Origin of the sequence: Nostoc sp. TCL26-01 (assembly GCF_013393945.1) — a bacterium.
In the GTDB taxonomy this organism is placed as follows: domain Bacteria; phylum Cyanobacteriota; class Cyanobacteriia; order Cyanobacteriales; family Nostocaceae; genus Trichormus.
Genome location: NZ_CP040297.1, coordinates 5,851,948 through 5,875,630 on the forward strand (window position 1 = coordinate 5,851,948; position 23,683 = coordinate 5,875,630).

Here is a 23,683-nt window from a genome sequence, read left to right on the forward strand (position 1 = left end):
TAGTTGGTTGGCTGAAATTAACAATATTTTAAGACTTTATGGTGATAGTGGCAGACTAGTAATCTGAGAAAATTAAATATTGACCCATAACATTAGTCATTAGTCATTAATTCATGTTATGGCAGTTCTCTATTACATAAGATACACCTAACCCATAACCCATAACCCATAACCCATAACCCATAACCCATAACCTGTAACCTGTAACCTTATTCTTCACTATCCTGATACAAATCTTGTAAGCCTTGGACTTGAGTGCGTCGGGAAGTGCGGCGATATTTTTTGCTTTCTAGTTTGGGTTCGTATTGATTTTGACCTTTGCCTTTGGTTTTGACTTTGAAATTAGCTTCAGGATCGGCTTGTTGGTTAAGTTGAGTTTGTCTGACGATCGCTTCTGTTAAAAATTCTAGATAATGTTCGTATCTTTCCCATTCGCCTCGCACCACACAATCAGGCTCATCTCGATGTAAGCAATCATTAAACCGACAGCTAGCAACGGCCAGACGTTCTCTGGTTTCGGGAAAATAATGGACTAATTCTTCTGGTGAACAATCCAAATCTGGTTGGTTAAAACCGGGAGTATCCGCCAGCAAACCACCATTGGGTAATTCAAATAATTCTACATGACGGGTGGTATGACGACCACGGGCTAATTTACCAGAGACTTCCCCCACTCGCAGGTTAATGTTGGGAATCAGCGCATTAATTAAACTAGATTTACCCACACCGGAAGCACCAGCCACGACAGTAATTTTATCAGTTAAATATTTGGCTACTTGGTCAAGATTGAGATGATTCTTGACGCTGATAAATACAGGTTGATAACCCCATGCCAAAAGGCGATCGCTAATTTCTTCTTGTGCTTTCTTAGACACCAAATCACTTTTATTTAAACACAAAATCACATCTAAAGCAGTAGATTCCGCCTTCACTAAAAACCGACTGAGTTGATAAGGTTCTAATGGTGGATCAGCCACTGCAAAAACCAACAGGATTTGGTTCGCATTGGCGATTGGTGGTCTGTCCAACTGAGTTTGTCGCGGAAAAACCTCAGCGATCGCTCCCCGTCCTCCAGCCCAATCTGGCTCCTCTACAAGCACGCGATCGCCCACCATTACCTGCTGTCCGATTTTTTTCAACCGAGTTCTGCGAGTACATAAAAGGCTGAAGGGCTGAGGGGCTGAGGGGCTGAGGGGAAGGGAAGAATTGAAATCCACTTTCTCCCCTGCTCCCCTGCTCCCCTGCTCCCCTGCCTCTTGATCAATCTGTACTTTGTAAAAATTCGCCTGCACGGCTAACACCGTACCCCATAACTGTCCAGTGGTCAAAATTTTCATTAGACAGTTACGGGACGGCGGATCAATAGAGAAAAATAGCCTGTGCAGTCTGTAATCTGTTCTACTTGATAACCAGCCATTGTCAGGCTATCAGGAACTTGCTCGATTGGTTCTCCGGGATCTAACCAGACTTCCAACAAAGCGCCAGGGGACATTTTTTCTAAACGTAATTTTGTCCGCACAAAATTAATCGGGCAAGGAGTGCCGCGCAAATCGAGTTGAGCATCAGGTGTTGACACAGAAGAAGAAAGCTTCATTACTTAAACAGATTTCCTAAAAAACCTTCCAAGCCGCCTTTACCAGTGCGGTCTCCCTTAATTTTAGCCAGCTTCTCCAGCAATTCTCTCTCCTCTGGGATTATCTTAGTCGGGATATCAATTAACACCGTTAACAGATGATCCCCACGACTAACAGGATTACCCAAGCGAGGGACACCGCGATTTTCCAGCTTCATCACCGTATTAGGTTGAGTACCAGCAGGAATAATCAACTCGACAGGCCCGTCTACTGTGTTTACCTCCAAGCGACAACCCAAGATGGCTTGCAGGTAACTAACTTTAATTTCCGAGAGGACATTAATCCCATCACGATGGAATTCTTCATCCTCATTCACAAACAAGTATACGTATAAATCTCCAGGGGGGCCACCTCTTTGACCAGCATCACCTTCTTGGGATATACGCAAACGAGTGCCATTGTCTACACCTGCGGGAATGGTAATTTTCAGTTTTTTGGTAACTTGATTGGTTCCCTTACCATCACAGGCATCACATTTGTCTTCAATCACCATCCCTGTACCATTACAGGTAGGACAAGTTGAGACTTGAGTGAAACTACCGAAAGGTGTTCTAGTAACACGACGTACTTGACCCGAACCGCTACAAGTCGAACAAGTGCGTGGCCGAGTACCTGGCTTTGCTCCCGAACCGCTACAGGTTTCACAGGTTTCTAGATGGGAAATGCGAATTTCTTTTTCCCCACCAAACACAGCTTCCCGAAAATCTAACTTCAGGTCGAGGCGTAAATCATCGCCTCGTGCTGGCCCGCCGCGTCTTCTCTGCTGGGTAGGGCCACCCATACCGCCAGCAAACCCACTGAAAATACTTTCAAAGATATCGGCAAAACCGCCCATATCGCCCACATCTTGAAAGCCAACACCAGCACCTGAAACACCTTCAGGGCCAAAGCGATCGTAACGCGCACGAGTTTCTGGCTCAGATAGCACTTCATAAGCACGGTTGATTTCCTTGAAGCGCTCTTCGGCTCCCGGTTCTTTGTTCACATCAGGGTGATACTTCCGGGCTAGACGGCGGTAGGCTTGTTTGATTTCTTCTTTGTCAGCGTCACGAGCAACGCCTAGAATCTCATAATAGTCGCGGGCCATATAGCAAAGGTTAAGTTAGGAGGAAGGAGGCAGTAGGCAGTAGACACCACAAGGGCGGCTTACCGGATGCTAAGTAGAAGGCAAAAGTTAAATTATGTTAATAACTGATTTTACCTTTTACTCTTTACAAAAATCACCAGCAAGTTTAAACAATACCAGTTTGTGTAAAAAGACAAGCAATGCCGAAGTTAGCAGTAGAGGAAACATGACTTTAGACTCTTAAGGCCAAGTCGGCTGTCTCCTTTACAATTGTGCTACGTACCGAGATAAAACCCTGCCTATAAACTAGAGGGGCTAGCCGCACCATTCGGTGTGGAAAACCCCCCATGTTGGGTATTAGGGATTGGGGAATAGGGGGCAGGGGGGCAGGGGGCAGGGGGCAAGGGAGGCAGGGGAGAGAAAAGAATGGTAATTTTTAACTATTGCCTATTGCCTATTGCCTATTGCCTATTGCCTATTGCCTATTGCCTATTGCCTATTGCCTAATCTATCGCTTCATAATCAGCTTGTGCTGTACTATCTTCATCAAAATCAAAATTAAATTGGGGTATTAGGGTTCCATTAACATGGTTTTCTGTTTCTAAGTGTAAGGAACTACTCTCAGAAATTACTTCGCCTTCATCGTTGTTGGGAGTAGCAGCGCGTTGATAAACATTAGCCCCAATAGCAAACAATGTTTGTTGGAAATCGTCTAAACATTGCTGAAATTCTTTGAGGGAAATGCCTGGATTAGTCATAACACCCTGGAGTGTTAACATTTTTTCATTGGCTAACACTTTCATTTGTTCGCCAATCAATTCGCCATTATCCTTTAAGGTGGATTCGTAACTGAATAACAAATTATCGGCTTGGTTTTTCAGTTCAACTAGTTCTTTGCGTTTCTTATCTTCTTCGGCAAAAACTTCTGCTTCTTGCCGCATCCGTTCTACTTCGTTGGTACTCAAACCACCAGTATTAGTAATACGAATGCTCTGTTCCCTACCCGTACCTTTATCTTGAGCGCCAACCTTGAGAATACCATTGACATCGATTTCAAAAGAAACCTCGATTTGTGGTACGCCACGAGGGGCTGGGGGAATTCCAGCTAACAGGAATTTGCCGAGACTCTTATTATCTCGTGCCATTGCCCGTTCACCTTGGAGGACGTGAATTTCCACGGAGGTTTGGCCATCAACTGCGGTGGAAAACACTTGCGACTTACTTGTCGGTATCGTAGTGTTCCGTTCGATGATTTTGGTAAAGACTTCGCCCAGAGTTTCAATCCCCAAGGATAAAGGTGTGACATCCAATAACAACAGATTATCAACTTCCCCACCCAATACCCCGGCTTGAATTGCTGCACCTAAAGCTACAGCCTCATCAGGATTCACCGAACGATCAGGGGTTTTCCCGTTAAAAAATTTGATCAGCGCATTCTGTACTGCTGGAATGCGAGTAGAACCACCTACCAAAATAATCTTATCGATGTCTTGTGCTTTCAAGTCCGCATCTTTGATGGCTTGAATCATCGGTTCGATGGTGGCTTCGATTAAATGCCCTACTAATTCTTCAAATTTTGACCGACTCAGTTCCATCTCCAGATGTTTCGGCCCGGTGGCATCAGATGTAATAAATGGCAAGTTCACCGAGGTACTTGCCATACTGGAGAGTTCTATTTTGGCTTTTTCGGCTGCTTCCCGCAGACGTTGCAGTGCCATTTTATCCTGGGCAAGGTCGATTTTCTCTTGCTGTTGAAAGCGTTCAATCATCCACTGGACAATACAACCGTCAAAGTCGTCACCACCTAGTTGATTGTTACCGCTAGTGGCTTTAACTTCAAAAACTCCATCTCCCAACTGTAGTATTGATACGTCGAAAGTGCCGCCGCCCAAGTCAAAAACTAAAATTAGCTGCTCTTGGTCTTGTTTTTCCAATCCAAAGGCTAGAGCAGCCGCAGTGGGTTCATTAATAATCCGTAAAACTTCTAGTCCGGCAATTGTACCAGCGTCTTTAGTCGCTTGTCTTTGAGCATCTGTAAAATAAGCAGGTACGGTAATTACTGCCTGTGTTACAGTCTCACCTAAAAAGTTTTCCGCGTCCTGCTTGAGTTTTTGCAGGATCATCGCTGATATTTCTTGGGGGGTGTAGTTGCGTCCGCGAATCTGCACATCAACGGTATCGTCTCGACCCTTGACGCAGCTGTAAGGTACACGATCGCGTTCTGTTTCCGTATCCTCCCAACGGCGGCCGATGAATCGCTTGATACTGAAAATCGTGTTCTCCGCATTGGTTACGGCTTGGCGTTTTGCCAGTTGACCAACCAAGCGATCGCCACCTTTGCCAAATCCCACAATACTCGGTGTGGTTCGTCCCCCCTCGGAACTAGCGATCACTATCGGTTGACCACCTTCCAAAACTGCAACACAACTATTTGTAGTGCCTAAGTCGATCCCAATAACTTTTCCCATACGTAAGTATTTATACAGAGTGCTGTTTCGCGGACTTTGTTTTTGGATACAAACTTAGGCATGAGTCAGAAGTCAGGAGGCAGGAAGCAGACGTTTTACTATTGCCTATTGCCTATTGCCTATTGCCTATTCCCTCACAATGCTCGCCTCAGCTATGACCAAGCACTTTTGGTCAGCGAGGCGAGCTAATACAGGTTAACTGTCGGCTGGACTCGACTGATTTTCTGGTGCAGGAGGTGTGTCTTCCTTTGGAGCTGCCACCTTGACCATAGAATGACGTAGCACGCGATCGCCCAAGTAATATCCGCGCACTAACTCTTCTAACACTGTTCCTTCTGGATGTTCATCCGTAGGTTCCCGCATTACTGCTTCATGGAGGTTAGGATCAAACTCTTGTCCATCGGGACGCATTGGAGATACGCCCAAGCGTTTGAGGGAATCTACCAGTTGTTTATAAACGCCTTGATAACTTTTGTGAATTGTCATTTCGCCATCGCTTTGTGGCTTAAGATGCGATCGCGCTCTCTCAAAGTTATCAACTACAGGCAAGAGTTCCAAAATTGTGTTGCGCTTCACCTGTAAATCCTGTTCTTCTTTTTCCTTTTGGGTGCGTCGGCGATAATTTTCAAAATCTGCCGCCATCCGCTTGTATTGCAGGTCACGTTCTTCTAATTGCGCTTTGAGGACATCGATTTGTTGACTCAATTGTGTCAAAGCGGCTGTGTCAACTGTTTGTGTCGCAGCAACACCATCATCTTCTGTGAGTGTGGTCTCTCCCGATATATTTGTTGGGGTTGCCACTGCCTCAGTAACTTCGTTACCAGATTCGTTAGTGTTGATTTGGGTTTGGGAGTCACTCATAATTGCTTGCTTTACCTCTGTTGATTCACCCAATTGCTGGCTTGTATTGTTTACCTGTCTATTTTCGTCCATCTTTGTCTAAGTCTACTCATCCCAGATACTAGTTGCAGCAATATTTCACCACAATTAGCAACCGTTGCTATTAATGGCTATCTACTGCTACGGCTAATTTGTGCCGAAACTTCTCTAGGGTGATGTCACCGTCATCTTATTGTGACAAATGGTAAACAGATTAGCGTAGACCTGATGAGGGCGGTATTCCGAACGGGAGTGGGGGAGTGATCGTTTCTTAATTTTGAATTATGAGTTGATGTCGGACTGCCTTTATCAAGTTTTGACTGGAATTTACTAAGTGTAGATGAAAATTCTGTTACCAAAGCTGGGAATACTCTAAGCAGAGGTTTTCCTACTCATTGCTCACCTATGACTAACTCGTCACCACAACGACGTAGTACTGCTCTAACTACAAGAACAGAGTTTTCTCCCTTCGGGAATAAGCTAGTACAATCTGGCTACGTTAACACCGATCAGATGAGACAGGCGCTGATTGAGAGTCGCAAGTCTGGCAGACCCTTGACAGAAGTGCTGGAGTCAATCACCGGGCGACAACTCTCACCTGAGTTCCTCAGACAGTACAAGAAACAGCAATTATTTGAATTAAAGATACTATACGGCGTTGAATTCCTTGATCCGGAAGTCAATGATGTCGGTAGCACGATGGTGGGTAATCTCATTGATACCCTCATTCCGGTGGATATCTGTCGTCGTCATCGTTTAGTACCACTATCAAAAAATGACGAACAAACTCCGCCTTGTGTGTTAGTAGCGATGGTCGATCCGGACAACTTAGAAGCGTCCGATGACCTGAATCGCATCCTCCGCCCACAAGGTTTGACATTAAATCGCATGGTAATTACCCAGGAGGATTACCAACAGCTAATCAATCACTATTTGGATGAATTAGCTGTCAGGCAAAAGCACCTGGAACAAGAAAAATTTACCGATATTAATCAGGATTTAGAAAACCTCGGCAATCTGGATATTCAAGATGCGCCTGATGATATGGAGGCTGATTTAGGCGCAGCGATGAAGGGTGCGGAGGATGCACCAGTTATCAATCTTGTCAATAGAATTTTGGCTAAGGCTTTGCATGAGAAAGTTTCTGATATCCATATTGAACCGCAAGAAGAAAATTTGCGTATCCGCTTCCGCAAGGATGGGGTGTTGCGAGAAGCTTTTGATCCTCTACCAAAGAGAATCATTCCGGCGGTGACAGCCAGATTTAAAATTATCTCTAACTTAGATATTGCCGAGAGACGTTTACCCCAAGACGGACGGATTCGGCGGATGTTTGAGGGACGGAAAGTTGACTTCCGGGTGAACACATTACCTAGTCGCTACGGTGAAAAGGTGGTATTGCGGATTTTGGATAACTCTTCTACCCAATTGGGTTTGAATAAGTTAATCACCGATCCAGATACCTTGGCAATTGTTCAAGATATGGTGAGTAAGCCTTTTGGGTTGATTTTGGTAACAGGCCCTACTGGTTCTGGTAAAACAACTTCACTATATTCGGCACTGGCAGAGAAGAACTCACCGGGAATTAATATTAGTACTGTAGAAGACCCCATCGAGTACAGTTTGCCGGGGATTACTCAAGTACAGGTAATTCGAGAAAAGGGTTTGGATTTTGCGACAGCCTTACGGGCTTTCTTGCGGCAAGATCCAGATGTGCTGCTGGTGGGGGAAACACGAGATAAGGAAACAGCAAAAACAGCGATTGAAGCTGCTTTGACTGGTCACTTAGTATTAACTACTTTACATACTAATGATGCTCCAGGTGCGATCGCTCGTTTGGGTGAAATGGGAATTGAACCGTTCATGGTTTCTAGTTCCCTAATTGGTGTATTGGCACAACGTCTAGTCCGGCGTGTTTGTGGTGATTGTCGCATTGCTTATACTCCCACCACTGAAGAACTAGCGCGTTATGGGATGACAGCTGCTCAAGAGGTTGCCGTCACATTCTACAAGGCTAATACTGTACCAGCAGAAGCGATCGCTGAAGCTAAAGCCAAAAATCAGCTTTGCCCAAGTTGTAACGGTGTTGGCTACAAAGGACGTTGTGGTGTCTATGAAGTGATGCGGGTGACAGAAAATCTGCAAACTTTAATCAACGAAGAAGCACCAACCGAACGCATCAAAGAAGTTGCTGTAGAAGAAGGCATGAAAACCTTGCTGGCTTACAGCTTAGATTTAGTCCGTCATGGTGCTACCACCCTAGAAGAAGTAGAACGGGTAACTTTCACCGACACAGGACTAGAAGCCGAATTAAAAGCTAAACGCAAGAGTGGCCTTACCTGTCGGACTTGTCATGCCCAATTACAACCAGAATGGCTAGATTGTCCCTACTGTATGACATCCAGGTTTCAAGATTAGTCATCCAGAAGCCAGAAAGTAGAGGAAATGAAATTTCCCCCCACTCCTTACTCCCTACTCCCCACTTTTTGAATTGGAACGCAGCAACCTATGGAAATGATGATTGAAGACTTGATGGAACAGATGATTGAAATGGGTGGCTCGGATTTGCACTTATCCGCAGGTTTACCGCCCTATTTCCGCATCAGTGGTAAACTCACACCCATCGGCGAAGAGAAACTGACCGCAGATCAGTGTCAAAGACTCATTTTTAGTATGCTCAATAATACCCAGCGTAAAACCCTAGAGCAGACATGGGAATTAGATTGTTCTTACGGTGTCAAGGGTTTGGCTCGCTTCCGGGTCAATGTTTATAAAGAACGTGGTGCTTATGCTGCTTGTTTAAGAGCGCTGAGTTCTAAAATTCCTAACTTTGAAAAATTAGGTCTACCAGATGTAGTCCGAGAAATGTGCGACAAACCTAGAGGATTAATTCTGGTAACAGGCCCCACAGGTTCCGGTAAAACCACGACTTTGGCGGCAATGATTGATTTAATTAATCGCACTAAAGCCGAGCATATCCTGACGGTAGAAGACCCCATTGAATTTGTCTATGAACCAATTAAAAGCTTAGTTCATCAACGCCAATTGAATGAAGATACCAAAAGTTTTGCTAATGCTTTAAAAGCAGCTTTACGGGAAGATCCAGATATTATTCTCGTGGGAGAAATGCGTGATTTAGAAACTATTTCTTTGGCAATTTCCGCAGCAGAAACCGGACACTTAGTCTTTGGTACACTACACACCAGTTCGGCTTCACAAACTGTTGACCGGATTATTGACGTTTTCCCCCACGAACGACAAACCCAAGTACGGGTACAGTTATCTAACTCTTTAGTAGCAGTATTTAGCCAAACCTTAGTGCCAAAGAAAAATCCCAAGCCAGGTGAATATGGTCGGATCATGGCACAAGAAATTATGATTGTTACCCCTGCTATTTCTAACTTGATTCGTGAAGGTAAAACATCACAAATTTATTCAGCAATTCAGACTGGTGGCAAGCTAGGAATGCAAACTTTAGAGAAAGTCTTAGCAGATTATTACAAAGCCGGAACCATCTCCTTTGAAGCAGCGATGTCGAAAACCTCAAAACCAGACGAAATCCAACGTCTCATTGGCCCTGCTACCCCATCACAAAATGCTAAACCCGGAGCAGTAAAAGCACACTAAATAAATAGTCAATAGTCAATAGCTATGAACTATAGACTATTGACTAAATAATTTTGAATTTTGAATTTTGAATTGATTTATGCCAACATTCATTGCCCGGGTTCGGGATATACAAGGAAAAACGAGAAGCGAGAAAGTTGTTGCTGAATCTTTAGCACAAGCTCGTACTAATCTGAGAGATCAGGGGTTTGTAGTTCAAGAACTTAAACAGTTTCAAGGCTTTGGTGCTAATTTTGATCTCCAAAAATTTCAAAATTCCTTTGTCAAAGTTACTGTTAAGGAAAAAGCAGTTTTCTCTCGACAACTGGCTACGCTGGTAAATGCGGGGGTGGCAATTGTTCGAGGTTTGGGAGTATTAGGTGATCAGTGTACTAATGCTAAACTCAAACAGGCTTTAAATGATATTAGCAATGATGTTCAAAGCGGTGTCAATCTTTCAGATGCAATGCGTAAGCATCCTGACTGTTTTGATGGTTTGTATGTCAGTATGATCCAAGCCGGTGAGGTTGGTGGTGTTTTAGATGAAGTGCTAAATCGCCTAGCCAAGTTATTAGAAGATGTCGCTAGATTACAAAACCAAATTAAATCAGCCCTGGCTTATCCAGTAGTTGTAGGTATTCTAGCAACTGGGATTTTTGTGGGGATGACAGTTTTTTTGATTCCCATTTTTGCCAAAATTTTCCAAGATTTAGGCACGGAATTACCTGCACTGACACAATTTTTAATGGATTGTAGTGAGATTTTGAGAAGTTGGAAGTCTGGAGTCATTGTTGGTGCGATTGTAGGTGCAAGAATTGCTTTTACACAGTATTACAAAACCCGTGTGGGTAAAGAAACAATTGACCGTCTTTCTTTAAAAATGCCCTTATTTGGTGACTTGATTCAAAAATCTTCAGTTGCTCGTTTTAGCCGTACCTTTGGGTCTTTGACTCGTTCTGGTGTACCGATTCTGACTTCTTTAGAAATTGTTCGGGATACATCAGGAAACCAAGTAGTTGCTAACGCTATAGATGGAGCCAGAGCCGAAATTCAACAAGGAGGGATGATTAGTATTGCCTTGCAAAAAGACCAAGTTTTTCCGCCAATGGCAATTCAAATGATTAGCATTGGTGAAGAGACTGGGGAATTGGATGCCATGCTGATGAAGATTGCTGATTTCTATGAAGATGAAGTCGAACAGGCAGTCAAAGCATTAACTAGCGTTTTAGAACCAATTATGATTTTGGTTCTAGGGGGTATGGTAGGGACAATTTTGCTGGCGATGTATTTGCCTTTATTTAAGGTATTTGAAAAATTAGGATAGATGATAGTAGATTTGGATATTGGAGACAGATTTGATGAGCAAGCTGTCTCCAATATTTTTAATTGTTGATTTTCATAAATAAAATTTTGAATTGTATATGTCTGTGCAAAAATCATACTATGAAGCCAGCTTGGCAGAATACAGCAATCATCAAGAAGCGATCGCCCTCTTAAAACAATATCGACCATATCTAGAAATGATCCCTAGTTTGCGTCGTCCCCATGAAAGTGTCATCACTATCCCTCTACCAATTGTTCGTCTACGCAATTCTGTGTCTACTAACCCACAGGCTACTCAGCTACCCTGTGATGTGGTAATCATCATGTGCGACCCTGAATGGAAAGTGAAAACAGGTGCGGAAATTTTCATATTTATTCATCGTCCCCATGAAGATTTCTCTGATTTGCTGGGACGATGGCGACAAACTCAAGTCTTACTCAATCAAGATTATGAATGGTTAATGCCTCCTCGCCACAGTCATGTTTTAAGTGAGGGGGGTAATACGATTTATCCGTTATTTGTAGTCTTTAGTGAAACCTCACAACGCATTCAACGGGGACTGATAGGTGCAGAATTACCCTTTATTATTAGTTCACTGTATGAGGAGGAGCTAGAGATTAAGAGCTAGTAAAAACTAGCCCCTAGTCCCTAGCTTTCTGTCACTTTTGGCACAATTAGCACTTTATCAACACGATTACCGTCCATGTCCATGACCTCAATTCGCATACCTTGCCATTCAAAATGGTCGGCGGCGGCGGGAATACGCCCCAGATGAGTGATGACAAAACCGCCCAGGGTTTGATAACTACCTCTTTCTTCAAATTCCCACTCTTCTAAATCAAACAATTCCAGAAATTCTTCTACTGGCAACATTCCATCCAGCAACCAGGAACCGTCCTCCCGTTGTACTGCTTGGGGATCTTCTTCGTCATCAGCAGAAGGAACATCACCAACAATTTCACTCATAATGTCATTTAAAGTTACTAATCCCTGAATTACACCGTATTCATCCACAACTAGCGCCATGTGAGTAATAGTTTGCTTAAACAACTCCAAAACTTTTAAGCCACGGGTGCTTTCGGGAACAAATACAGGCTGACGTAATCCCACAGTTAAGTCTAGAGATTCGCCGCGTAAACTCCTGGCGAGTAAGTCTGTCACGGGGATAATACCAAGAACATTATCCAAGCCTCCCTGACAAACTGGATACCGAGAGTAACCATTTTCAGTCATTTTCTGCTGGTTTTCTTCAGGAGTATCCTCCAAGTCTAGCCAGACTATATCAGGACGAGGGGTCATAAAAGAACTGACGGGGCGATCGCCTAAACGAAATACTCGCTCTACCATGTCCTGTTCGGCTTCTTCAAAGGTTCCCGCCTCTGTACCTTGCTCAATCAGGATTTTAATTTCTTCTTCTGTAACTTGTGGTTCCTCGGAAGGTGTAATCCCTAATATTCTTAAGACCATTTCCGTAGAAGCACTCAATAAATGCACCGCCGGCGCAGCTAGGGCAGCTAATGCCCGCATGGGAATAGCGACAATAGCCGCAATTCGTTCTGGATTATTCAATGCCAGACGCTTTGGTACAAGTTCACCGATAATAAGAGATAGATAAGTAATGATTAAAACTACTATCCCAAAAGAAACTGGCTCACTGTAACGTGCTAAAAACGGTACGAGTTTTACGTAAACTGCAAGTCGGCTAGCAATAGTAGCTCCCCCAAAAGCACCAGTGAGGATACCAATCAGAGAAATACCTACTTGAACCGTGGATAAAAAATTATTCGGGGATTCCGCCAACTTCAGTGCTGCTTTTGCTTTCGCATCCCCTTGATTAGCAAGTTGCTGTAACCTGACCTTCCGCGCTGAGACAATCGCCATCTCAGACATCGAAAAAATACCGTTAGCAAGAATTAGTACCAGAATGATTAAAATTTCAAAAGTAATGGAGGACATGGTTAGAATTGCCGCTAAAAAGAGCGAACGTTGCTCAATCCTTAGTATCTAGTATTAAAGCTTCTTTCATAAACATAGTCATTAGTCAATAGTCAATAGTCAATAGTCAATAGTCAATAGTCATTAGTTACGACTCCCTCACTCCCTCACTCGCTACTCAGCACTCAGCACTCACTACTCCCTCACTCCCTCCCTCACTCGCTACTCAGCACTCAGCACTCAGCACTCACTACTCAGTTTATTCTTCCATAGAACTATGAAGACGACTGTTAACACTTTTAAAATGGTGGATATAAGCTGGCTCTAGATTTTTTGATTAGTAACGATTTCCTCTTCTGATAGAACTTATGGCATTTTCTTCTATTGTGCGTGCCTTGGCGCGATCGCCTCTCAGTGGTGAATTAATTTCTAAGCTCAACCGACAACAAGATTTGCGCTTAAATGGTATTCCTCGCTTACCTAAAGGCTTGGTGGCTTCGGCGTTGGCACAAAATTCGGGAAGAAATTTGTTTGTCGTTTGTGCCACTTTAGAGGAAGCCGGACGCGCCTATGCCCAATTAGAGGCGATGGGTTGGCAAACAGTACATTTTTACCCGACTTCGGAGGCTTCCCCTTACGAGCCTTTTGACCCGGAAACGGAGATGACTTGGGGACAAATGCAGGTGTTGGCGGATTTGGTCAAGAGTCAACAGTCAATGGTCAATGGTCAAGAATCCAACCAATTACCCAAAATAGCAGTAGTGGCGACTGTTGGGGCATTGCAACCGCATTTGCCGCCACCAGAGGCTTTTACGCCTTTCTGTTTGACTTTGAAGCGGGGCATGGAGTTTGATTTGGATGCCTTCAGTGAGAAAATTACTCATCTGGGGTATGAACGTGTTCCCCTGGTGGAAACAGAAGGACAATGGAGTCGGCGCGGTGATATTGTCGATATTTTCCCTGTGTCTTCAGAGTTGCCGATACGTTTAGAGTGGTTTGGTGATGAGATTGAAAAAATTCGGGAGTTTGACCCGACAACTCAGCGTTCTGCTCTTGACAAAATAGAACAAATTGTGCTTACGCCGACAAGTTTTACGCCTATGATTACGGCGGCACTTGAGGATAGTGCTGAGTTTCGAGTGATGAGTGCTGAGTTAAGTTCTGACTCACTACTCAGCACTCAGCACTCATCACTGTTAGAAGGTAGTCGGCGTTTTTTAGGACTGGCTTTTGAGCAACCTGCTTCAGTTTTGGATTATTTGCCTGAGAATACTTTAATTGCTATTGATGAGCCAGAACAATGTCATGCTCACAGCGATCGCTGGGTGGAGAATGCAGAAGAACAATGGGGAATGAGGCATGGGGAAGAATTAACATTGCCCAAAATTCATCGGTCTTTTGACGAATGTTTGGCTGATTTGACTCAATTTAAGACTTTGTATTTATCGGAACTGGCGGAGGAAAATGGCGGGATTAATTTAGCTAGTCGGTCTGTACCTGTGACACCGCATCAGTTTGCTAAGTTGGCGGATACTTTAAGACAAGAACGCGATCGCAATTTCTCGATCTGGTTAATTTCGGCTCAACCTTCTCGTTCTGTTTCTCTGTTGCAAGAACACGATTGTCCGGCACAGTTTATTCCCAATCCCCGTGATTATCAAGCGATTGAAAAGCTGCAAATCAACCATACGCCGGTCGCACTGAAATATTCTGGGTTGGCAGAATTGGAAGGTTTTATTCTCCCTACCTATCGCTTGGTGGTTGTCACTGACAGGGAATTTTATGGTCAACATTCCCTCGCCACACCTAGTTATATCCGCAAGCGACGTAAGGCGGCTTCTAAGCAAGTTGACCCGAATAAGCTACGTCCGGGAGATTATGTAGTTCATCGCAGTCATGGGATTGGTAAATTTGTCAAGCTGGAGAGTCTGACAATTAACCACGAAACCCGTGATTATATTGTGGTGCAATATGCAGATGGGATTTTGAGAGTGGCTGCTGATCAGGTCGGTTCCTTGTCTCGCTTCCGGACTACGGGAGAGAAAGCCCCAGAACTGCATAAGATGACAGGGAAAGCTTGGGATAATACCAAGAACCGTGTCCGCAAAGCCATCAAGAAATTAGCCGTAGACTTGCTGAAATTATATGCCGCGCGATCGCAACAACAAGGTTTTTCCTATCCTCAAGATATGCCTTGGCAAGAAGAATTAGAAGATTCTTTCCCCTACCAACCCACAACTGACCAACTAAAAGCTGTCCAAGATGTGAAACGGGATATGGAAAGCGATCGCCCAATGGATCGGTTAGTATGTGGTGATGTGGGTTTTGGTAAAACTGAGGTAGCCATTCGCGCTATTTTCAAAGCTGTGACGGCTGGGAAACAAGTCGCACTGTTAGCACCAACTACCATTCTCACCCAGCAACATTACCACACCCTCAAAGAACGCTTTGCCCCTTACCCGATGAATGTGGGTTTACTCAATCGTTTCCGCACAGCCGAAGAACGGCGGGACATTCAAAAGCGATTGGCGACGGGTGAGTTAGATGTGGTTGTGGGTACACACCAACTTTTAGGTAAAGGTGTCAATTTCAAAGATTTAGGACTGTTGGTGGTGGATGAAGAACAGCGATTTGGGGTCAACCAAAAAGAGAAAATCAAAAGCCTGAAAACCCAAGTTGATGTGCTGACACTCTCCGCTACTCCCATTCCCCGCACCTTGTATATGTCCTTATCGGGGATTCGGGAAATGAGTTTGATTACCACCCCACCCCCCACCAGAAGACCAATTCAAACCCATCTCTCACCCATGAACCCGGAAAGTATCCGCAGCGCCATTCGTCAAGAATTAGACCGGGGTGGACAGGTATTTTATGTAGTTCCCAGGGTGGAGGGAATTGAGGAGACAACCGCCAGTTTACGAGAGATGATACCAGGGGGAAGGTTTGCGATCGCTCACGGTCAAATGGATGAGAGCGAGTTAGAATCAACCATGCTCACCTTCAGTAATGGTGAGGCAGATATCTTAGTTTGTACAACGATTATTGAATCTGGCTTGGATATTCCCCGCGTCAACACCATCTTAATTGAAGATGCCCACCGTTTCGGTTTGTCACAACTTTACCAATTACGGGGACGGGTAGGACGTGCCGGTATTCAAGCCCACGCTTGGTTATTTTATCCCAAACAACGCGCCTTATCTGATGCCGCACGCCAAAGGCTACGAGCTATCCAAGAATTTACCCAACTCGGTTCCGGCTATCAATTAGCCATGCGTGACATGGAAATTCGCGGTGTAGGTAACTTGCTAGGTGCAGAACAATCCGGTCAAATGGATGCGATCGGTTTTGATTTATATATGGAAATGTTGGAAGAATCCATTCGGGAAATTCGTGGACAAGAAATTCCCACCGTTGAAGATACCCAAATTGACCTCAACCTGACAGCATTCATCCCCGCCGATTATATCCCCGACATTGACCAAAAGATGAGCGCCTACCGTGCCGTAGCTGCTGCTAAATCCCAAGAAGAGTTAACCCAGATTGCTGCCGAGTGGAGCGATCGCTATGGTACTTTACCCGTCCCCGCTAATCAACTGTTGCGTGTCATGCAACTCAAACAACTAGCGAAAAAACTAGGATTTAGCCGCATCAAACCAGAAAACAAACAGCACATCGTCCTAGAAACACCAATGGAAGAACCCGCTTGGAACCTACTCGCAGCCAACTTACCAGAAACCCTTAAAGCCAGATTTGTTTTCTCCCCTGGTAAAGTCACAATCCGGGGTTTAGGAGTATTCAAAGCCGATCAACAACTGCAAAGCTTGATTGATGCCATGACGAAAATGCAGGGAGCGATCGCTGAAGTAGCTGTTGTTTAAATAGTGTTAAGTTGTTCTCTAGGATCAGTTAGATACTGTCACTGAAGCGGGTGAAACCGAAAATTATGATTACGATCAAAATGGTCGGTTAACGTGTATAAATGTGAGGAATGCGCTACTGCGGTGATGCAGTGGTTAAGAGAAAATCGGATATCTGGAAGAATTATTAAAATTCAAACACGTAATGGTGAGGATTATATAATTAGTACACGTCTAGAAAGGCTCTTAATCAACGATTCAATTACAATGAATGGAATTCATTATGGTGTGGAGGTGAAAGAAAGAGTATTTGATAATCTATCAACTGAGGGATTGACTCTTAGTGATTGGCTCAATGATTTTGACTGCCCAAGTGGAGAATTTTTGGTTGACTATTTGTCTGAGATTTAGCACTAAATAAGCGAGAGAAATTCAGTCAGAGAGGCTTGAGGAATAAATGAGCAAATTATTTGAGATTTTGTCAAAAATTCAAACCTCCCCAGGGATGTATATTGGAAGTGCTTCCGTTAGCGATTTATTTCATTTCCTAGTGGGTTTTAAAACAGCTTTGAGAGAATTAGGAGTTGAAGCAACGGCAGAAGAACTGGATTTTTATCGGGAGTTTCAGCCTTGGGTACAAAAAAAATATCATGTATCAACTTCCAATTCTTGGGCTAAGATAATTATGCTCAATTGTGGAACCGAACAAGAAGGTTTTAATGCTTTCTACAGGTTGTTGTCTGAATTTAAAAATAGGAAGAAAAGTTTAGAAGCGGATGAGTTAGGTGAAATAGCTTCTGAGGAGAATACACAAATTCCCGCTTGATTTTTTAGTATGAAAGTCAATCACATTTACTTTTACTAAACATCAAAAGAAATTGGCTTACCGTTGAAATGGTGGTAAATATCCTCTGGGTTAAACCAGCTTGGCAATGTGCGCTCTGCCTCGTTTAATTCCTCGCCGTTATCATCAAGCAAGCCACGAACAATCTTGACTAATTAGGTAATCAAAATATCCTTCTATCTTTTTCTTGAGTTCAGCTATGCGAGTATTTGCTTGATTGTGTGAGATTTCAGAGGATTTGAAATATTCATTTGCATCTACAGGGGTGACTAATGCCCTAGCGTGCAAAACTATTTCACCTGGATGGGGTTTCTCTTTTTCCCCACTGTTTGATTCAACCTTGGCTCACAGTATTTAACATTCCTGGTATGAAGCGTTGCTTTTTGAGATTAATCGACTTTATGAATGATTTTCGCGCTTCTCCAGTCAGTTTCTCTGTTGCTAGTTGAGTTTCTTGTCAATTTTTCTTTTCCTAAAGTAACAAAAGAGGGATGAGTCGTAAGCAGTTTAATCACGTTCTCACTCAGTTCGCTCTGTGGTAAGTAGCAATGTCCGTCTTCTGCTGCTTCACTCAATACATGGGTCATCCCTGCACAGTAGCGAAACTGGGAATCTGCGGGAACCCCCAAATTACGGGCTATTTTATCCGCAGTTAAAAAACCAATGCCATAGATATCAGTTGCTAGTTGGTAGGGGTTTTCGGTGACTGTGGCGATCGCTTTGTCTAGCATAAGGCCTTCCCTTCTCCTGAGCATATTCATGATCATTCACAGAAAGCATCATTGCTCTAGGTTAAGATTACTATAAATGTGTACTGAATTTTTTCAAAAATCAAATATGAATCCCATATCAGTTAACTAATAATTAGAGGAGATAATTAAATATGAAAGTTAGAGGCATAAAACGTGGACAAAATATTGAAATTTTAGAACAAATTCATAATATTCCAGATGGGACAGAAATTATAGTAGACTTAGAACTTTTTGAAAGTCAAATTACAGAAACACAACAACCCTTAACAGAAGCGCAAAGACTAGCAAAACTTAATCAATTATTTGGAACTTGGAAGAACCAACCTGAATTAACAGAAATTTTTACAGAAATTGACCAACAACGCCATGCTTATCAAGGCAGAACCATAAACTCAATTGATAACCAAGACAAGGACTAATGTATCTACTAGATACCAATATTTGCATTGCATTGCTGAACGAACATCCCCTAGCTATTACTAAATTTAATCGCTTTTTCAGCCAATGTTATCTCTCTATCATTGTAGTATCAGAACTATATAAAGGCGTTTATTGTTATCAACAGGTAGCCAAAAACCTAGAAATCTTGGCACAATTTACAGAATTCTTATCAGTAGAACCATTTGAAATAGAAGCAGCTATCGAATTTGGCAAGATTCAAAGCGAACTTAGAAAAATCGGAAAACCCACTGGAGAATTTGATGCTTTGATTGCTGCTGTTGCTCGTTCTCGTGATGATATCCTTGTTACTAACAATATTAAAGATTTTATCAATATTCCCAACTTAAAATTAGATAACTGGTTAGAAGCTTGAAAAACCTCCACGATGACACCTGAAAATTCGCCTATGTCGATCTAGTTGGGATGTAATAGGGGTGATAATTTGGAGATTAAAGTTCTAATTTTTCTCGAATGACTGTTTCATCTCTGAAGCCTACCAGCACGGCTGTTCCATCTTTGACGAAAAGCGGACGTTTGAGCAGCATTGCGTCGTTAGCGAATGCGTCAATCCACTGTTCGTCAGTCCAAGTCTTCTTTTCTTCACTCAAAGCGCGGTAGGATTGGCCAGAAGTGTTCCGCATGGGAGCAGAACCCAAAGATTTCACCCAGTTTTGAATCTGGTCACGGGTGGGCGGATTTTCTTTGGTGTTCATAAATTCATAGTCAATGTTGTGGTTTTGCAACCAGTTAAAAGCTTTTTTGCAAGTGCCGCAGTTGGGAATGCCGTAAACTTGAAGAGACATAAAATAGTTAATCAAGAATTTCCATAACATCTATATATATACACATGGCTGGTGTAAGTATTTGCCATTGCCTGAGCGTGGGCTTCACTTTACCGGATAATATAATCCATCGTCCCCAAAACGCCAACCACGGGAAGCGGGGTTTCTATGGCGGCTCCATGACTCAAATTCGGATGGAGTATTGTTTTCTCGCTCTCTGGAGAGACTTAATTCATCAACACCCAGTTTTCGAGCTAGATTTTCCCCAGCCAAGGATTGAATTTCTACTGATTGACCATGAAACTGATGCGATGATGAAAATTGCCTTCTACCTGTATTTCCCTGTTGTCGAAGCTGTCCAACTTTACATGAGTTTTGACGAATTAAGAATAACACTCATCAAGAGCGAAAACTTGTATCTACTCTTTGCGTTACCTCTCCTCGCTCTACCTTTACCAAGTTATCTCTTGCCGCAATAGTAATATACAGAGCAATTCCACAATTAACTGCTGCCAATACCAAAGCTGCTGATAGAGTTTTTGTCCCCCCAGTGTAGTCAGCCATCATCTCATGATTTGGATCTACTTGCAAATCACGGATGAAAGTGTGAATCTTGGGATAGCATTCGTTTAAGTCGTCTGGATTTTGTACCAGAATTAAATCTCGTTCTTTTTGAAAGCGATCGCCTAACCCCACTTGTCTGGGAATATTAGGTAATCTTTCCAGAACTTCTGCACCCCGACGCACTTCACAAGGGGTTCCCTCGCCGATGACTTGCGATTTGCTACCTTTTTCACCATCAGAGGCGATGAAGATTATGCGATCGGGTTGTAAGCTGCGAATGGCTGTGATGATGGGTTGGAAGGAACCACCGACGGTGACGAAGAGTATTTTGGTCATTTTATAGATTTTCAGCTACTTAGCTACTGTTAGTTAAGTTGAATTTGTTGGCGGCTAATCCAAGTTTCTATTCGCTCCAAATTCTCAATTGTCAATCCCTCTTCGGCTGCTTTTTTTAGAGCTTCATCCATGATTTTTTCATATTCAAGAATCAATTCCCACTGAGGGCCTAGAGTAGAAATGCCATTACCTACTTCATATCCTCTTGTTACTGTTATCAAACCTAGTTTTTTCATTGAACGCAGATGATTGTCTTTAAAAGGTTCATAATCTATCCCTTGCATTAAACTCCAATATGTTTGATGATGAACTAATTTGTTATGTAGTTCCTTTGATGTCATAGGTTGATTTAAACTAAGAACATCTAAAACGGCATTGCTCAAATCACTCATCACTAAAGGCATGACAGGCAACTCTACCCAGTAGCTTTCTTTATTTGTAAACCGCACACATTTTTCTGCTATATTATTAGCAGCTTGAACATAATAAACACGAGTTACTTCACCTGATAAAGAAGCTGCCATTTGCAAAGCCAAATTAATAACATTATTACCCCCAGTCAGATTTACCCATATTTCTTTACCTTGGCTACCGCTTCCCTTTGCAAGAGAAGCTAACACTTTAGCAATGCGTTCATATGTTGTCTTAATATTACGTAGTTCTACTTCACACCAATAGACAATTCCATTGTTCCCAATTTGAGGAGCTTTAATTTTTGACCACTCTTGCATCAAAAGAGGCTCAAGTATCTTTTTCATATTGGCTTGCGTCTCATGTTTTCCTACTCTCTGTCCGCAAGGATTATTTATATATTCTTCGCAGTCAACTTCACCATTAATAACTTCTTTTGTGGTGAAAAGTATGAGTAATTGTATCCCACCTACTGAAGCGCCTTTTTCTCTCTGTTCTTCCTCACCCGAACTAGCAAAAAATTCTTTCCCTTCAGCTTCCCAATTATTATAAATTTCAGCGAGATAAGAAATTGGCCCAGTAACTGCTCCTGGAGAAAGACCTAAACCCATTAAATGGTAAACTCCCATAATTTCCTCCAAATTATGTAACTAATGAGTTAAAATTCACATTTGTTAAACCCATGCCTAATCTAGTTTTCATTCCTGTACCTGTAAACTGAGAATAGTTAACTAGAAGATTAGCAACATTTGCCAATAATGGTTCAGTATTGTGCGAAACTTGTAGGATTACATTACCTGTGAAACCATTAACATATCCATTTGCTATTTTAAATATTCTAGTTTGAATTTTGTGCTTTCTTAGTGTAATTACATCATTCATAAAACACATTAATTCATCACTACCTAAGTAAACAGGTGCAAAATAGTTCCATCGTTCTAACCAACTGCGAAACATCAAATAAGGTACAGGTAAGGCTAAACGAGTTCTATTTTGAGCAAAGACAGTAGGAGTAATGAAATCCAAATTAAATCGCTTAATGGGTTCCGGTTCAGAGACGACGAGAGTTTGATAAAGTTGTTCATAGCTGGTAGTTTCATTTTCTCTATTCACTACCTCAAACTTAGCTCCTAAAAACTCAATGTAAGGTGATAATTCCAGGTGATAAACTGCCTTGGCAGTCATATCCTGTAAACCAGAAAGAGATAATCTGTAAAAATTATCCGGACTGAAAGTTATGAAGTCCCCAGAGGTAGAGCAAGAACCAATGATTCCTGAATAAGTGACAGGAGGAATTGCTATATCTGCAAAAGTTATCTTCATTCTTCTGTGCAAATCCTTGACTAGTTCTAAGCCATAAGCACGGGGTAGAGAAACTGGCTCAGATACAGTTAATGTCCAAGTAGAACGAATTAGCATACAGCCTCCGCAGGGGTTAGCTGAACCCATCCCAAAGCTCGTTTAGTTGTCTTAGTTTGAGTGGGAATTATTGCAGTACGCCTAGATTTTGGAGTTTCTGAAGAATTGGTTGAAGTACCACAAGCGTTGCGGATATGTTCTCTAGTTTCTTCATTAAAATGCAAACCGATTGTAGTTCCGATCATTCCACTTCCCCAGCCAACTCTGAGATTATAGGAGCAATTATTGTTATAAAATTTGCGAATACGACTAAAGTTTAGTTTTTCATCACTAGGATTATCTGTAATACTGTTCCAGTATTTTTTTTCATGTTCCCATTGCGCTTGTGCAAATTCTTGGCAAATTTCTAGAATCCCTTCTATAGTCCATAATTTACGAGGTAATTGCATTCCCTGTTCATGCTGAAACTGTGATAGCATTTCTGTATCAATAGTAAGTGTGAATTCTGTTTGGGCATTCCAAACCATTTCTACAAAGTTAGTAGCACTTTCTTTGGCGAATCTTTCACTACCATTAACGTAAAAACTTGATGAAATAACTTCAGATACTATAGATAAGTTAACACCATCGCTCTTGTGTAGTGAGGAAGAATCAGTAACTTTTATAGCTCTCATCAAATCCGTATTAGGAGTATTTATTTCTTCAACTATGCAATATTCGTGCATCAGCCTAAAATTTGAGAATAAATAACTGTTCAAAGATATTTCCAGATTATTAGCTAGTCTTATTAACTTTTCGTCATCTAAATAAGCTTTTTTTCTTTTAATAGACCCAAAGTTAAGTTGTATTAATTTTTGCTCAATATCGCTCAGGATTGTTGTGTGTACTTGATGTTTAAGTAAATAGTAGGCGATTGCGGTTCTAATTGCACCTTTAATAGATGTTCCAGGTATATATAATTCGCCCAAGCCATTACGAATCAAAGGTCTTAGTTTTTTAATTTCTTGGTCTGTCTTGTTATAGCTAATACTTGCTGTAGGGAAAATAAGAGTATTATCTGAACTACAGGCTGTCCACCAATTGCTACCAAGTATTTTTTCAAGTAAGTTCAGTACATTCTCACGCTTTTGAATTAATCTATATCTTTCATTAATATATTCTTTTGTAAGCTTAATATAATTATGTAGTTCTCCTCTTTGAGATAAAACTGCTATTAAAGCATCTTGGTTAGGAAAATAAATTAATCGATTTATTGCCTTTTCTCTACTATGTATATCTCTCTGAATATAGTCAAAAGGAGTTAGAGTAGATTCTGCTGATCCAATATGAATTAAAGGACTTGTTAACTGAATACGTTGGGATTGATAGTTGCATTCCTTATAGGCATTTAGTTGATTCTGGATAGTATTAGGTGAACTGACCATA

The 23,683-nt window shown here is 42.2% G+C and carries 21 protein-coding genes and 2 pseudogenes; 10 read left to right on the forward strand and 13 right to left on the reverse strand.

All coding sequences use genetic code 11. The features are described from left to right. Nucleotides 1–209: 209 nt before the first annotated feature. From rsgA to grpE, 5 genes are all read right to left on the reverse strand, one after another. The gene (gene rsgA / locus FD725_RS25215; RefSeq protein ID WP_179050678.1) at nt 210–1,337 is read right to left on the reverse strand and encodes a small ribosomal subunit biogenesis GTPase RsgA; all 1,128 of its coding nucleotides are present in this window, start codon (nt 1,335–1,337) and stop codon (nt 210–212) included. Beyond that, nucleotides 1,337–1,594, reverse strand: a complete 258-nt coding sequence (locus FD725_RS25220) for a sulfurtransferase TusA family protein (protein ID WP_179050679.1) — start codon at nt 1,592–1,594, stop codon at nt 1,337–1,339. Before FD725_RS25220 ends, rsgA begins: the two co-directional genes overlap by 1 nt. Then, entirely contained in the window at nt 1,594–2,721 is a 1,128-nt protein-coding gene (gene dnaJ, locus FD725_RS25225) for a molecular chaperone DnaJ (protein WP_179050680.1), read from the reverse strand. Before dnaJ ends, FD725_RS25220 begins: the two co-directional genes overlap by 1 nt. 482 nt (nt 2,722–3,203) lie before the next feature. After that, entirely contained in the window at nt 3,204–5,168 is a 1,965-nt protein-coding gene (gene dnaK, locus FD725_RS25230; protein WP_179050681.1) for a molecular chaperone DnaK, read from the reverse strand. 195 nt (nt 5,169–5,363) lie between these two features. Beyond that, nucleotides 5,364–6,101: a nucleotide exchange factor GrpE gene (grpE, locus tag FD725_RS25235; RefSeq protein WP_179050682.1), complete on the reverse strand. Its 738-nt coding sequence runs from the start codon at nt 6,099–6,101 to the stop codon at nt 5,364–5,366. Between the two features lie 351 nt (nt 6,102–6,452). Here grpE and FD725_RS25240 point away from each other — a divergent pair, with 351 nt between their 5' ends. The 4 genes from FD725_RS25240 to FD725_RS25255 all read left to right on the forward strand — a co-directional run bounded on the left by FD725_RS25240 (nt 6,453) and on the right by FD725_RS25255 (nt 11,605). After that, nucleotides 6,453–8,465 (forward strand): GspE/PulE family protein, encoded by a 2,013-nt coding sequence (locus tag FD725_RS25240; RefSeq protein WP_179050683.1) that lies wholly within the window; start codon nt 6,453–6,455, stop codon nt 8,463–8,465. 90 nt (nt 8,466–8,555) lie between these two features. Then, entirely contained in the window at nt 8,556–9,674 is a 1,119-nt protein-coding gene (locus tag FD725_RS25245; RefSeq protein WP_179050684.1) for a type IV pilus twitching motility protein PilT, read from the forward strand. A 79-nt stretch (nt 9,675–9,753) separates the two neighbouring features. Continuing rightward, nucleotides 9,754–10,977 carry a type II secretion system F family protein gene (locus FD725_RS25250; RefSeq protein WP_179050685.1) on the forward strand — a complete coding sequence of 408 codons (1,224 nt, stop codon included), beginning with the start codon at nt 9,754–9,756 and terminating at the stop codon, nt 10,975–10,977. Nucleotides 10,978–11,074: 97 nt separating this feature from the next. Further along, entirely contained in the window at nt 11,075–11,605 is a 531-nt protein-coding gene (locus FD725_RS25255; protein WP_179050686.1) for a hypothetical protein, read from the forward strand. 20 nt (nt 11,606–11,625) lie between these two features. Here the strand turns inward: FD725_RS25255 and FD725_RS25260 are convergent, their stop codons facing one another. Continuing rightward, nucleotides 11,626–12,933: a hemolysin family protein gene (locus FD725_RS25260; protein ID WP_179050687.1), complete on the reverse strand. Its 1,308-nt coding sequence runs from the start codon at nt 12,931–12,933 to the stop codon at nt 11,626–11,628. 347 nt (nt 12,934–13,280) lie between these two features. Here FD725_RS25260 and mfd point away from each other — a divergent pair, with 347 nt between their 5' ends. The 4 genes and pseudogenes from mfd to FD725_RS25280 all read left to right on the forward strand — a co-directional run bounded on the left by mfd (nt 13,281) and on the right by FD725_RS25280 (nt 17,595). Then, nucleotides 13,281–16,790: a transcription-repair coupling factor gene (mfd, locus tag FD725_RS25265; protein WP_179050688.1), complete on the forward strand. Its 3,510-nt coding sequence runs from the start codon at nt 13,281–13,283 to the stop codon at nt 16,788–16,790. Nucleotides 16,791–16,860: 70 nt separating this feature from the next. Then, nucleotides 16,861–16,917 (forward strand): annotated as a pseudogene (locus FD725_RS33185) (hypothetical protein); the annotation flags it as partial. After that, on the forward strand, nt 16,917–17,180 hold the full coding sequence (locus FD725_RS25275) for a papain fold toxin domain-containing protein (protein WP_179051689.1): 264 nt from the start codon (nt 16,917–16,919) through the stop codon (nt 17,178–17,180). The pseudogene FD725_RS33185 and the gene FD725_RS25275, both read left to right, overlap by 1 nt. A 46-nt stretch (nt 17,181–17,226) precedes the next feature. Further along, nucleotides 17,227–17,595 (forward strand): hypothetical protein, encoded by a 369-nt coding sequence (locus tag FD725_RS25280; RefSeq protein WP_179050689.1) that lies wholly within the window; start codon nt 17,227–17,229, stop codon nt 17,593–17,595. A gap of 512 nt (nt 17,596–18,107) precedes the next feature. On the opposite strand, the pseudogene FD725_RS25285 reads toward FD725_RS25280, so the two are convergent. Beyond that, nucleotides 18,108–18,338 (reverse strand): annotated as a pseudogene (locus tag FD725_RS25285) (helix-hairpin-helix domain-containing protein); the annotation flags it as partial. Between the two features lie 158 nt (nt 18,339–18,496). On the opposite strand from FD725_RS25285, the gene FD725_RS25290 reads away from it, so the two are divergent. Then, complete coding sequence (locus FD725_RS25290; RefSeq protein ID WP_179050690.1) at nt 18,497–18,784, forward strand: hypothetical protein; 288 nt, start codon at nt 18,497–18,499, stop codon at nt 18,782–18,784. Then, nucleotides 18,784–19,179: a type II toxin-antitoxin system VapC family toxin gene (locus FD725_RS25295; RefSeq protein ID WP_179050691.1), complete on the forward strand. Its 396-nt coding sequence runs from the start codon at nt 18,784–18,786 to the stop codon at nt 19,177–19,179. Before FD725_RS25290 ends, FD725_RS25295 begins: the two co-directional genes overlap by 1 nt. Nucleotides 19,180–19,255: 76 nt before the next feature. On the opposite strand, the gene FD725_RS25300 is transcribed toward FD725_RS25295, so the two are convergent. From FD725_RS25300 to csm5, 6 genes are all read right to left on the reverse strand, one after another. Next, a complete protein-coding gene (locus tag FD725_RS25300) occupies nt 19,256–19,609 on the reverse strand; it encodes a Spx/MgsR family RNA polymerase-binding regulatory protein (RefSeq protein ID WP_179050692.1) in 354 nt (117 codons plus the stop codon). A gap of 84 nt (nt 19,610–19,693) precedes the next feature. Continuing rightward, complete coding sequence (locus tag FD725_RS25305) at nt 19,694–19,984, reverse strand: hypothetical protein (RefSeq protein WP_256871750.1); 291 nt, start codon at nt 19,982–19,984, stop codon at nt 19,694–19,696. A 3-nt stretch (nt 19,985–19,987) separates the two neighbouring features. Continuing rightward, a complete protein-coding gene (locus FD725_RS25310; RefSeq protein ID WP_179050693.1) occupies nt 19,988–20,488 on the reverse strand; it encodes a hypothetical protein in 501 nt (166 codons plus the stop codon). A gap of 29 nt (nt 20,489–20,517) precedes the next feature. After that, nucleotides 20,518–21,528: a hypothetical protein gene (locus tag FD725_RS25315; protein ID WP_179050694.1), complete on the reverse strand. Its 1,011-nt coding sequence runs from the start codon at nt 21,526–21,528 to the stop codon at nt 20,518–20,520. A gap of 13 nt (nt 21,529–21,541) precedes the next feature. Further along, nucleotides 21,542–22,318, reverse strand: coding sequence for a CRISPR system precrRNA processing endoribonuclease RAMP protein Cas6 (gene cas6 / locus FD725_RS25320; protein WP_179050695.1), 777 nt, complete (start codon nt 22,316–22,318; stop codon nt 21,542–21,544). Beyond that, on the reverse strand, nt 22,312–23,682 hold the full coding sequence (csm5, locus tag FD725_RS25325) for a type III-A CRISPR-associated RAMP protein Csm5 (protein ID WP_179050696.1): 1,371 nt from the start codon (nt 23,680–23,682) through the stop codon (nt 22,312–22,314). The genes cas6 and csm5 overlap by 7 nt, the downstream gene beginning before the upstream one ends. Between the last annotated feature and the right edge of the window lies 1 nt (nt 23,683).

Bases quoted from the DNA above. Each gene is read 5' to 3' on its own strand.
- rsgA (WP_179050678.1), bottom strand. From the start codon at position 1,337: ATGAAAATTTTGACCACTGGACAGTTATGGGGTACGGTGTTAGCCGTG.
- FD725_RS25220 (WP_179050679.1), bottom strand. From the start codon at position 1,594: ATGAAGCTTTCTTCTTCTGTGTCAACACCTGATGCTCAACTCGATTTG.
- dnaJ (WP_179050680.1), bottom strand. From the start codon at position 2,721: ATGGCCCGCGACTATTATGAGATTCTAGGCGTTGCTCGTGACGCTGAC.
- dnaK (WP_179050681.1), bottom strand. From the start codon at position 5,168: ATGGGAAAAGTTATTGGGATCGACTTAGGCACTACAAATAGTTGTGTT.
- grpE (WP_179050682.1), bottom strand. From the start codon at position 6,101: ATGGACGAAAATAGACAGGTAAACAATACAAGCCAGCAATTGGGTGAA.
- FD725_RS25240 (WP_179050683.1), top strand. From the start codon at position 6,453: ATGACTAACTCGTCACCACAACGACGTAGTACTGCTCTAACTACAAGA.
- FD725_RS25245 (WP_179050684.1), top strand. From the start codon at position 8,556: ATGGAAATGATGATTGAAGACTTGATGGAACAGATGATTGAAATGGGT.
- FD725_RS25250 (WP_179050685.1), top strand. From the start codon at position 9,754: ATGCCAACATTCATTGCCCGGGTTCGGGATATACAAGGAAAAACGAGA.
- FD725_RS25255 (WP_179050686.1), top strand. From the start codon at position 11,075: ATGTCTGTGCAAAAATCATACTATGAAGCCAGCTTGGCAGAATACAGC.
- FD725_RS25260 (WP_179050687.1), bottom strand. From the start codon at position 12,933: ATGTCCTCCATTACTTTTGAAATTTTAATCATTCTGGTACTAATTCTT.
- mfd (WP_179050688.1), top strand. From the start codon at position 13,281: ATGGCATTTTCTTCTATTGTGCGTGCCTTGGCGCGATCGCCTCTCAGT.
- FD725_RS25275 (WP_179051689.1), top strand. From the start codon at position 16,917: ATGCAGTGGTTAAGAGAAAATCGGATATCTGGAAGAATTATTAAAATT.
- FD725_RS25280 (WP_179050689.1), top strand. From the start codon at position 17,227: ATGAGCAAATTATTTGAGATTTTGTCAAAAATTCAAACCTCCCCAGGG.
- FD725_RS25290 (WP_179050690.1), top strand. From the start codon at position 18,497: ATGAAAGTTAGAGGCATAAAACGTGGACAAAATATTGAAATTTTAGAA.
- FD725_RS25295 (WP_179050691.1), top strand. From the start codon at position 18,784: ATGTATCTACTAGATACCAATATTTGCATTGCATTGCTGAACGAACAT.
- FD725_RS25300 (WP_179050692.1), bottom strand. From the start codon at position 19,609: ATGTCTCTTCAAGTTTACGGCATTCCCAACTGCGGCACTTGCAAAAAA.
- FD725_RS25310 (WP_179050693.1), bottom strand. From the start codon at position 20,488: ATGACCAAAATACTCTTCGTCACCGTCGGTGGTTCCTTCCAACCCATC.
- FD725_RS25315 (WP_179050694.1), bottom strand. From the start codon at position 21,528: ATGGGAGTTTACCATTTAATGGGTTTAGGTCTTTCTCCAGGAGCAGTT.
- cas6 (WP_179050695.1), bottom strand. From the start codon at position 22,318: ATGCTAATTCGTTCTACTTGGACATTAACTGTATCTGAGCCAGTTTCT.
- csm5 (WP_179050696.1), bottom strand. From the start codon at position 23,682: ATGGTCAGTTCACCTAATACTATCCAGAATCAACTAAATGCCTATAAG.